1 protein-coding gene is annotated in these 12,429 nt (G+C 62.2%); it reads left to right on the top strand.

Features of this window, described 5'->3' with window-relative positions:
• The first annotated feature begins 19 nt into the window (after window positions 1-19).
• Entirely contained in the window at window positions 20-12,412 is a 12,393-nt protein-coding gene (locus tag BVH73_RS01705; protein WP_245800380.1) for a non-ribosomal peptide synthetase/type I polyketide synthase, read from the top strand.
• The last annotated feature ends 17 nt before the right edge of the window (window positions 12,413-12,429 follow it).

The raw sequence follows: 12,429 nt of genomic DNA, 5'->3' as shown, positions 1-12,429 counted from the left end.
AGGCGTACAACGGAAGGGGATGGGCAAGGAGCTGTTCGACGAATTTCCCAAGTTGACTGAGCAAGCCGATCACGTCCTCGGATATTCGATCCGGAAGCTTTGCCTAGGCGATCCCGTACGACCACTTGATTCGACCGAATACACCCAGCCCGCCCTCTACACGGTCAACGCGCTGCATTACGAAAAACTGCGACGGGAAGGCGCTCCCAAGCCGGATTTCCTCGCCGGTTTCAGTCTCGGCGAATACAACGCCTTGTGCGCGGCGGGCGTCTTCGATTTCGCGACCGGCCTGCGCCTGGTGATGATGCGCGGCAAACTGATGGGTACCGCCAAGGGCGGCGGCATGGCCGCCGTGGTTGGCCTGAGCGAAGACACCATCCTCGAGACATTGGCAAAACACGCGGCGACCGACGTGAGCATCGCCAACTACAACACGCCGACGCAATTCGTACTCGCCGGGCCCGTGAGCAGTATTCAGAAAATGCGGTCCGCCTTCGAGAAGCAGCCCGGCCTAGTCATGTTTACTGTGCTGAAAACGAGCGGAGCATTCCATTCGCCGCACATGGCGTTCGTGCTTGATCCATTTCGTCAGTTCCTGAAGGGATTCGAATTCGCACAGCCACGCGTGCCGGTGATTTCGAACGTCACGGCGGAGCCCTATCGGCATGAGGACATCCCGCGCTGTCTGACCGACCAGATCAGTCATCCGGTCCGGTGGGTGGACAGCATTCGCCACCTGCGTGAAAAGGGCGCGACGGTGTTCGAGGAAATCGGGCAAACCGGCGTGCTGTCGAGGCTCATCCAGCAGATTCCGTTTGAATCGCCCCCGGGGCAATCGGCAAACGCCGACGCTTCAACCCGCGCGCCTTTGCTCGGGGCCGTGCTTGATCGATGCGACACCGACGCCGACAAGCTCCTGCAGATCTATCTCCACGGCGACGCATCCGAGCAGGTCACGGGGCAGCAGATTGCCCAACGCGCGCGCCGACTCGGGAGCGCTTTGATCGGCCGGCTGGAGCCACAAGCGAAAGTGCTCGTGCTCCTGCCGCAAAAGACGAGTTTCGGCATTGGACTGCTCGCCTGCTGGTACGCGAACGTGATCGCGATCCCGATGCCCGTGACCGACTGCGCGCAAATCGAGCGCAAGCGCCGCGAGGTCGAGGCGATTGCTGCCAGCAGCGGGGTGCGCCATGTATTGACCGACGGCGAATTCGCGTCGGCGCTGGTCGATGTTGAAGCGCTTGCGGCACTGACCATCATCAATGCGGACGAGATCGAGGACGCCCCGCCGATCACGCACCGCCCGTGCGGCGAAGACGAACTGGCGTTGGTGCTCTATACCTCGGGATCGACGTCGCTACCCAAGGGCGTCACGTACAGCCACCGCACTATGTTTCACAGCGCCACCTCGCCGCTGTGGGGTATGTCGAATGAAAGCAGGGTGGTGACGTGGCTGCCGCAATTTCATGCGTTCGGTATTTGCTGCGGGCTGATGGCGCCGCTGGTCCGCGGCGCGCTGAGCGTCGTCTACTCCCCCGAACGTTTCGTCGATGACCCGGCAAGCTGGCTCCGCTTGATCGATCGTCACCAGGCCACCCACACGGGGGCGCCGAATTTCGCCTTCCGGCTTTGCTGCGAAACGATCCGTGACGAAGACCTCGTCGGATTGTCGCTGGCGTCGTTGAACGCGCTGATCTGCGGCGGCGACATTATCCAGTTGGCGGCCTACGAAGCCTTCGTCGAGCGGTTTGCCAGGCTCGGCTTGAAAGCCGACGTTCTCTCACCGAACTATGGCTTGTCCGAGGCTGGACCGATCACCCTCAAACAGATCGGCGAACCAATCGGATCGTTGAAACTGGACAGCGCCGCACTTGAAATGAAACAGGTGCGGCGAAGCGACGGCGATGCGCCGGCGCGGATCTTCGTGAGCAGCGGCAAGGTCAGACCGCCTACGCGCATTCTGATCGTGAATCCGGACACGCTCGAGCCATGCGGCGTGAGCGAGGTTGGCGAAGTCTGGATCAAGTCTCCGTGCGTGACCCAAGGCTATCTCGACGATCCGCAGGCCAGCGCGCGCACGTTCAACGGCACAGTCTCGTCCAACGGCGAAAGCGGCTTTCTGCGCAGCGGCGATCTCGGATTTCTGTACGGCGACGAACTGTATCTGGTCGGACGCGAGAAAGACGTCATCATTGTCAACGGAAAGAATCACCATCCGGTCGATATCGAGGCCAGCATCCGGCAGCAGATCGCCGCCTGCCACCTGCCCACGGCAGTCTTTGCTGTCGAGGATGAACAGTCTCCCAAAGTCATCGTCGTCCAGGAACTGGATGCCGAACCGACGGAGCGTTACCAGGAAATCGCGGAACGCATCATCAGCGCCGTATCCGCCGCGCACCGACTGGAAGTGCACGACGTCGTCCTGATACCGGCGGGAAGCCTTCCCGTCACCGGCAGCCGGAAAATACGTCGCGTCGTATGCCGGACGCGATTGCTTGACGGATCGCTACCGGTCGCCTGGCGCTACCAGGCGCACGGTGTGCAAAAAGCCCGCAATGTTTCCGTCGATGCCGATTCCTGGCTGCGCAGCGTTCGTGAGCGAGTCCTGACCCCGGTCCTTGGCGAGCGTTGCGTACGCCTTGCCGATACGGATCCGTTCACGCTTCTCGGACTCGATTCGCTGAACGCCATCCGTCTAGCCCGCAAGGTCGAGGAAGTATTCGGTGTGCGTTTCGTGCCGAGCATGCTCTACGAATACGGAACCTGTCAGGCGTTGTCCGTCTACGTGGCCGACGCTGCGCGAGACCCGCGGAGCACGTCGAGCGCACCCAGCCCCGACGATACACCGCAACCGCTGTCCGAAGGACAGAAGGGATTGTGGGCCTTGCACAAGATCGAGCCGGGAGCATGCGCCTACAACGTACCGACCGCGCTCTTTTGTCGGAACGGGGTCTCGCTGGAGGCACTGCAGGAAGCGTATCACCATACGCTCGGGCGGCATGCGATGCTGCGGGCAGCCATCTACGAAGAGCAAGGCGCGCCTTACGTGCGCTATCGGGATCTCGGCGCTTATCGTATCGAAACGATCGATACTTCCGGGATTTCCCACGACGACCTGGTCGGCATGCTGTGGAAACGGGCGAAGCTGCCATTCGATTTGACAACGGATCCGCTCATCACGCTGTCCGTCTACGCACCGAAGCAAGCCGGTAGCGGCGCTTACTTGCTGATCGTTGCGCATCATCTAGTGCTGGACGGCAGTTCCACGAGCCTGTTTCTGCAAGATCTGTTTGACGCCTACCAATCCTGCTTGCGCGGCGACGCGGCCGACAGTGCGGCGCCGCACGCGACGTACCGCGAATTTGTCGAATGGGAGCGACAGACGCTGAGCGAATCGAGAGTCGAGCAAGACCGGGCGTTCTGGCGGAAGGTTCTGGCAGACAGCAAACCGATCGCCGGACTTCCGCTGCGCAGTCTGACTGAAACCGAAGATCGGCATGAAGGCGGAGTCTGCCGCAGGGTTGTTCCGGGCGCGCTCGCACACGGCGCCCGCGCCTTCGCGCAAACGCATCAATGGAGCGAAGGGCTGTTGTATCTCGCCGTCTTCAAAGTGCTGCTTTATCGGTACACGGGACAGGACGACCTGTTAATCGGCATGCCGGTCAGCAACCGGCCGCAGGAGCGCTTCGACCCGGTGATTGGCCATTTCGTCAACATGCTGCCGATCCGTTCCGTCATCCGGGACGACGACGGCTTTGCCGCTTATGGTGCCCGCCTGCACCAGCAGGTGCTCGAAGCGCTGGATCACCGCGGTTATCCGTTTGCCCGGATGGTCAAGGACGCGGGAGCCGCAATCGACCGTACGCACGCACCGTTGTTTGACATCAGCTACAACTACCAGAACTTCTTCGTAACTGACGCTCATGCTGCGCTGGTCCGCCAACTCGACGACGCGTTGGCCATCGAGATGGTCGGTGAGCCGATACAAACTGGCGAATATGGTCTCGTATTGGACGTTTGTCCATCCGACGCATTGCAGCTCAATTTCAAATACGACCCCGCGTTGTTTTCCGGCGCCGCTGTCGAGCGGTTGGCGGACCACTTCTGCCAATTGCTGTCCGAGGCGCTACAGCATCCCACGCGAGCGCTGAACGGGTTGTCGATGGTGAGCGAGGCGGAAAAGAAGGTGGTGCACGACGCAGTTAACCGGACAGACGAGCCTTTTGCCGAAGGCGACACCTGTTACACGCTGTTCCAGGCTCAGGCGAGCGCCACGCCGGAAGCGCCCGCCATCAGTCACCGCGACCAGATCATGACTTATGGCGAACTCGACCGGCGCATTGGCCAACTCGCAGCTCGCATGCGCGAGGCCGGCATCGCCTCGGGAAATCGCGTTGGCATCAGCGTCGATCGTTCCATCGACTTGGTGGCGGCGTTGCTCGCGATCATGAAGCTGGGTGCGGCGTATGTGCCATTGGATCCCGACTACCCGGCCGAACGGCTCGCCTACATCGCGGCGGACGCCGAATGCCATGTGATCGTCACGCACTCATCATTGCGGGCCAAGGTGGAGTCGTTCGCAACCGCCAGTGTCGGGCTCGTCGAGCTCGACACGGAATTGCCGCGGGCCGTGACGGACCATGACGATCCGGCCGTCAATGGCGACGCGCTTGCCTACATCCTCTACACCTCGGGGAGCACCGGCAAACCCAAAGGTGTTGCGATCCGTCAGCGCTCGGTGACCAACCTCATGATGTGCATGAAAGACCGATTGGGTTTTGCCGCTTCGGACACATGGTTTGCGGTGACTACCTTCGGCTTCGACATTGCCGCGCTCGAACTGTTTCTGCCCTTGATTGCGGGCGGGCATTGCATCATAGGCGACGCGCAGACAGCGAGAGACGCCATGGCTTTACGCGATGCGGTCGCAAGCATCCGACCAACCTTTATGCAGGCCACGCCGACGACCTGGGCCATGCTGTTCCGGGTCGGCTGGACAAACTCGGAAAGGACGCAAATCGTGTGCGGCGGCGAAGCGTTGTCCGAGCCATTGCGACAGCAATTCATGGCGACTGGCTCCGTGCTTTGGAATTGCTATGGTCCGACGGAGACCACGATCTGGTCGACGTTGCAGCGCATCACTGCTGATCGGCCAATTTCCATCGGCAAGCCACTCGCGAATACCCGCGTCTATATTCTCGACCGGCATCTGCAACCGCTGCCGGTTGGCGTCGCCGGCGAGTTGTATATCGCCGGCGCTGGCGTGGCGCAAGGGTATTATCGGAAACCCGAGCTGACGGCCGAGCGTTTCTTGCCAAGCCCCTTCCGCGACGGCGACATTCTCTACAGGACCGGCGATCAGGCGCGTTGGAATCCGGACGGAACGATCGATCTCGTCGGCCGCATAGACAATCAGGTCAAGGTTCGGGGTCATCGCATCGAACTGGGGGAGGTCGAGCGCGTGTTGTGCGCTTACCCCGGCATCAACGGCGCCGTCGTGGTGGTAAAAGGTGTCGGAGCGGAGGCGCAGTTGGTCGCTTATGTCCGGTCAGCGGCGACGTGCGCGATCAACGTCGACGCATTGCGCGACCATCTATCCGCCGCGCTGCCCAGCTATATGCACCCGGCCCGCTTCATCGATGTCGACACTTTTCCGCAAACCCCGAACGGCAAAGTGGATCGCCAGCAAACCGCGGCTTTGGAAGGCCTGCCGCTGGTGGCCCACGCGTCGACGCCGCGTGGCCAAGTGGAAGACTCGGTTCGACAGATCTTCGAAAGCGTATTGAAGCAAACCGGTCTGGGCTTGCATCAGGGGTTCTTTGAGATCGGCGGCGATTCCTTTTCTGCCATCTCCGTGATCGAACAGATCAACCGCAGCTTCGCTTGCGATCTGCGCGTCACCAGCCTGTTCAAGCATTCCTCTATTGCCGCATTCAGCGCCTATCTGCAGGGCGTGGTGGCCCCGGCGGCTCCGAAGGAATCTCCCATGACGACACCTGCCATGCCGAGAGCGGCGGTACGACCCAAGGAGGCCGACTGGCCCGACTACTATGACAGCGCCATCGCCATCATTGGCATGTCCTGCCAGTTGCCGGGCGCGGGTGAGCCACGGGAATTCTGGCAAAACCTGCTGCAGGGCAACGACAATCGGCGCTTTGTCCCGGAGCACGAACTCCATCGGCACGGCCTTGCCGATACCTTGATCAATCGTCAAGGCTACGTGCCGCAGTCCATCGGCGTCGACGACAAGGACGCATTCGACGCGACCTTCTTCAACATTTCGCCGCGTGACGCCCAGTTCATGGATCCTCAAGCGCGCATGCTGTTGCAACATGCGTGGAAAGCCATCGAAGATGCCGGCTACGACGTGCGTGAGGTCGGCGACACCAGCGTGTTCATGTCCGCCAGCAACAACTTCTATCAGGCATTGTTGCCGGGCCTAGTCTCCAACACGGCGGAGTTGCGTGTAATGGGCGATCCGGATGAGTACATCGCCTGGGTGCTGGCGCAGGGAGGCAGCATTCCCACGATGATCTCGAACAAGCTGGGCCTGGTCGGTCCCAGCCTCTACATCAATACGAACTGCTCGTCGTCCTTGACAAGCGTACACCTGGCCTGCCAAAGCCTGCTGAGCAAGGAAACCAGATACGCGCTGGTTGGCGCCGCGACGGTCTTTCCCGCCACAAATCTGGGCTATGTGCATCAGCCCGGCCTGCACTTTTCCAGCGATGGGCGCTGCAAAGCGTTCGACGCTGCGGCCGATGGCATGGTCGGCGGCGAAGGCGCTGCGGTCGTCATGCTGAAACGCGCCAGCGACGCCATCAAGGATGGGGATCACATTTACGCGCTGCTGCGCGGCATGAGCGTGAACAACGATGGTTCGGACAAGGTCGGCTTCTACGCCCCTAGCGTAAATGGTCAGGCACAGGTCATCCGCAAGGCACTGGAAAAGACCGGCGTTCATCCCGACACCATTGGTTACGTCGAGGCGCACGGCACCGGTACGCGCATCGGCGATTCCATCGAAATCGCAGCGCTAACCGAAGCGTGGCGTGGCTACACCGGGCGCCGCGGATTCTGCGGCATCGGATCAGTGAAGACCAATATCGGCCATCTCGATGCGGCAGCGGGTTTGGCTGGCCTGATCAAGCTGGCTCTGTGTCTCGAGCACGGCCAGATTCCAGCCTCGCTGAACTACCAGCAGCCGCACGCCGACCTGGAGCTCAAGGCCTCGCCTTTTTACGTCGTAGACCGCAACACGACGATCAAGCCGGGCAAGGATGCCCCGTATCGTGCGGCATTGAGCTCGTTTGGCATCGGTGGCACCAATGCGCACGCGATTCTGGAACAGTACTTGGCGCCGCGTGAACAGGAGTCGCGGGCGGACCAGTCTTGTCTAGTTCCGTTGTCGGCACAGAATGCGGAGAGTCGTGCCGACGCGATACGAGCGCTGCTGAATTTTCTGCCCGATTACAAGGCGTTAGGCGGCACGCTGACGGCGCTCGCATGCACCTTGCAGACCGGTCGACGTCCGATGGCGTTCAGAGCCGCCTTCGTTGTGTCGAATTTCGACGCGCTCGAACAGGCGCTGCGCGCCGCGCTTACCGGCTCTGCGTTACCGCAAGGTTGCGTCATGGGCGCAAGCGAGAGTGGTGCGGGAATCGCGGCGTTATTTGACAACACCGACGAGTTGAAGGGGCTGGTCGACAACTGGGTCCGGGCCGGAGAGTTGCACAAGATCGCACCGCTTTGGGCGGCTGGCTCCGAGATCGATTGGAACGTCTGCTACGGCGGGCATCGTCCGCGTCGCATCAGCTTGCCAACGTACTGCTTTGCCGCACAGCGCTACTGGATAGAGTACGGCGACCGTGACGGCGCCGACGCGGTCAGGGCGGTCGTGCGGGACGAACCTCGCACGGCGCCCGCGCTCGTCGAGCGGGCATCCACCGGGTCGACCAATACCGAAACCGACGTCGAACGCGTGCTGGTGCAGGCGTTCGCCAACACGTTGAAGATGCAGGCAGGCGACGTCGAGCGAAATGTGTCGTTTGCTGACTACGGCCTGGATTCGTTGCGAGGCGTCGCGTTGGTCAAGGAACTCAACGACGTATTGGGTATCGATCTGGACGTCACGCGCATCTTCGACTATCCCACCGTGGCAAGCCTTGCCGCGTACATCGACGAAACCTGGCACCCCGCTCCGAGGGGCGCACTGGATAGTGGTCGCGAACGCCGCGTCGAGCCAGCACGGCCATGTGCATCGGCAGCCGTCGAGCCGGCACCGCCGTGCGCACTCGCCGCGATCGGGCGCAAGGAGCCAATCGCGATCGTGGGTTTTAGCGGACGGTTTCCGCAGAGCGACGACGTGGAAACCTTCTGGCGACATCTAGAGCGCGGCGACGATCTGATGACGAAAGCCGAGCGCTGGAACCTCGATGGCTATCGGGGCACCTGCACCGACGGCGGATTCCTGGACGGTATCGACCAGTTCGACTCGCTTTTCTTCAATATTTCCGGTCTTGAGGCGACGTATATGGAGCCGCAGCAACGACTCTTTCTCGAGGAATGCTGGAGGGCGTTGGAGAACGCCGGCTATGCAGGTGACGCTTTGGGCGGCCGCCGCTGCGGCGTCTACGTCGGCTGCGCGGCGGGTGATTATCTCGACCTGACTGGCAATGCGGACTATCCGGCCCAGGCGATGTGGGGAAACATGAGTTCGGTGGTGGCCTCGCGGATTTCCTATTACCTGAACCTACAAGGCCCGGCGCTGGCGATCGATACGGCCTGCTCCAGTTCTCTGGTCGCCATCCACCTGGCCTGCCAGGCCCTGTGGAGCGGCGAGAGCGAGGTCGCGCTATCCGGCGGCGTGTTTTTGCAGTGCTCTCCCCGGCTGTACATCTCCGGATCGCGAGCGGGCATGCTCTCGCCGAGCGGGCGCTGCCGCCCCTTCGATGATCGCGCTGACGGATTCGCGCCGTCGGAAGGTGTCGGGGTGCTGGTGCTGAAGAAGCTCAGCGCGGCGCTGGCTGACGGCGACCACGTGCACGGTGTTATCCGTGGCACGGGCATCAATCAGGATGGTGCCACCAACGGCATCACCGCGCCCAGCGCGAACTCGCAACAGCGTCTGATAGAGGGCGTCTTCGACGAATTTGGCATTGACTGCGGCGGGATTCAGATGATCGAGACGCACGGCACCGGCACCAAGCTCGGCGATCCGATCGAATTCCAGGCGCTTTCGCGGGCTTTTTCCGGCCGCACCGACAAGCGCAACTACTGCGCGCTCGGCAGCAGCAAGGCCAATATCGGCCATGCGCAAATGGCGGCCGGCGTGCTCGGCGTCATCAAGATCCTGCTGGCGATGAAGTACCAGAAGATTCCGCCGCTGCTGCATTTCTCGGCGATCAACCGGAACATTGCGCTGGAAGGCAGTCCCTTTTATATCAATACGGCTGCGCAGGACTGGGCCGTGGCGCCGGGCGAGCGGCGTCGCGCCGCGATCAGCTCTTTCGGTGCGAGCGGCACCAACGCTCACCTGGTGATCGAGGAAGGCCTCTCCCCTAGCCCCGTGTCGCGGCCGGCGCGCCCCTGGCTCGTCGTCCTATCCGCGCGCAGCGCAGAGCAGCTCCGTCAGCAAATGCATCAGCTTGCCGAACATTGCCGGCGTCATCCCGATTCGGATGTAGCTGATGTCGCCTATACCCTGCTGGTGGGGCGCAAGCATCTCCCCCGGCGTGTTGCGGTGTTCGCGAGCAACGCCACCGAGCTGGCCGACGGCCTTGAACGCATTGCGGCCGGTGAGGCGTGCGAAGTGCTCTGGAACGACCAGCACGACCCGTCCCATGTCGCCGTTGCACGCGACTTCGTCGGGGGCAAGCGCAACGATCTCGGTGCCCTGTTCGAAGAAGGTCATTACCGGAGACTCCCTTTGCCGACTTATCCATTCGAGCGCAGTTCCCACTGGCTGCCCGAGCCAACCCCGTCACGGCAGCAGCGGGTGTGCCCCACGCCTGCCGCGAACCAGCAGGAGCGCGCCGCGTTCGCGCTTGAGCGGGGCACCGATGATGGCGCGACGCTCGAGTTCGGCACGACGTTCAGCGGCAAAGAGTACTTCCTTCGCGACCATCGGATCGCAGGCAAATCCGTCTTGCCGGGTGCGGTCTATGTGGCGCTGGCCCACGTCGCGTTCCTCCAGACACCCGAGGGCACCCGTGCGTCGGATGCCGCCGTTAGCCTGCGCAATATCGCGCTGCTTCGACCCTTCAGTGTTGACGAAGACCTGGCGCGGATCCGCATTCGGCTTGTTCGCGGCAACGCGTTGCAGTTCACCATCGACAGCTATCCGTCCGATAGCCGCGAAGCCGCCGTCAATCATTGCCGCGGGGATATCGCTGTGTCGCAGGCAGAGGCGCCGCAATTGGACCTGCCAGGCTTGCGCGCGGCGATGAAGCCGTGGACGTCGACGCGCGAGCGTTTCTACGACGACTTCCGCGCCTTCGGCATCGATTACGGTTCAACGATGCAAGGGGTTGCCGAGATCCACGTCGGCAACAGCTCGGTGTTGGCACGCATCGCGCTACCCCATCTCCTCGCGGGCGATCCGCTGAACCTTGCCGTTCATCCGACACTGATCGACAGCGCGATGCAGTGCCTGAAATACCTGTACGCCAACGATGGCGTGGTCAACCAGGTCAACCTGCTGTTCGCGATTCAGGAAATCCAGTTGCATCGTCCCTGCACATCGGCGATGTGGGCATGGCTGCGATTCGGCAGCGGGGATGCCAAAGGAAAGATCGACGTCGATCTGTGCGACGAGCGGGGCGCGGTCAGCGTGGCCATTCGAGGCATCTCGACGCGTGCCGCCGGCGTGGTGAGTGAAACTTCGGCGCGCGCGGAGCAGCCGGAAAAACAGGCGGCCATGTACTACCTGCCGACGTGGGACTTACTGCCGGCGGTGGAGCGTGAATCGTGGCCCGACAGCGCCCAACGCATCGTCATCATCGGCGGCGCACCGCGCACGCGCGAGCTGTGGTGCAGCCGGCTGCCGGCTGCGCAAGTGGTGGGCCTAGCGCAAGCCGATGATGACGATGTCTTGCAGGCGTTGTCGTCCGCCGGTGAGATTGACCATCTGATCTGGCTTTCGGAGGACGCCCGAATCGAGCTGCCCACAGGGCAGCGGATCATTGCCGACCAGACCTCAGGCGTGATGCAATTGTTCCGGCTGGTGAAGGGGCTGCTGAAACGTGGTTACGTTAATCGCCCCTTGGGCATGACCGTTGTTGTGCATCGCGCCCAGGCATTCCATCGTGAAGAGCGGAACGATCCCACCCACTCGGCGGTGGGTGGACTGATCGGTACAGTGGCAAAGGAGTGTCCGCGCTGGCGCGTGCGCAGCGTGGACGTCGACGCAATGAGCGAGCAGGCCGTCGACGCCATCCTGAACCTGCCTTCGCACGGCGATGGTGACACGCACCTGCTGCGTTGCGGTCAGTGGTTCCAGCAGCGTCTGATGCCGGCCGATCGCTGGCCGCAGCAACCAACGCGCGTCAGACAAGGCGGCGTGTACGTAATCGTCGGCGGTGCTGGCGGACTGGGCCTCGCGATCAGCGAATACTTGGCGCAACGCTATCAGGCGCAGGTCATATGGCTGGGCCGCAGGGCCGTCAATGCCGAGATCGACGCCGCCATCGCGCGCATTGCGCTCCTGGGTCCGGCACCTTGCTACATCCAGGCCGATGCGTGCGACGGCGCGGCGATGAAGCGCGCCAGGGCGGAGATCGAGGCGCGCTACGGCTCCGTGAGCGGATTGATTCAGTCGGCGATGGTCTTGGACGCCGGCGGCGTCGGCAAAATGAGCGAGGCGCAATTCGCCGGCGTCCTCAAGTCGAAGGTCGACGCGAGCGTGCATCTGGTGGAAACCTTTGCCGATGCCCCGCTGGATTTCGTGCTGCACATCTCGTCGATCAATTCCTATATGAAGACGATAGGGCAGAGCAACTACGCTGCCGCCTGCGCGTTCAAGGATGCATATGGCCAACGCCTGGCGCGTGAGCTGTCCTGCGCCGTCAAAGTGATCAACCTGAGCTATTGCTTCAACAACGCTGACAGCAACGACAATCGGGGCGCCGCGATATCCACGTCGCTGGACTTTATCGAGCGCGACGAATTCCTCGCCGCTATCGAAGCCCTGCTTGCCTCGGATATGTCGCAGATGACGCTGATGAAGCCGTCGACGGCGGCCACCACGCGCGGCATCGTGCTCAGCGCGCAAGCCGCGCATGTTCACGTCAACGACGAGCCTTCGTGGTTCCAGGAAAAAGGCGACGAACTGACGGCGCGCGATCCCGAGGACACCGCGATGATGCGGGACGCAATCGAGCGCATGAAAGCTCTGAACGAGCTGCTTATTTGACGAGTCCGCACCACTTA

Source organism: Thiomonas intermedia, from assembly GCF_002028405.1.
Classification (GTDB): domain Bacteria; phylum Pseudomonadota; class Gammaproteobacteria; order Burkholderiales; family Burkholderiaceae_C; genus Thiomonas; species Thiomonas intermedia.
This window is presented reverse-complemented; position numbering and strand designations above follow the sequence as displayed.

What these genes read in the sequence shown, in the direction of transcription:
- BVH73_RS01705 (WP_245800380.1), top strand. Translation starts at nt 20, where the DNA reads ATGGGCAAGGAGCTGTTCGACGAATTTCCCAAGTTGACTGAGCAAGCC.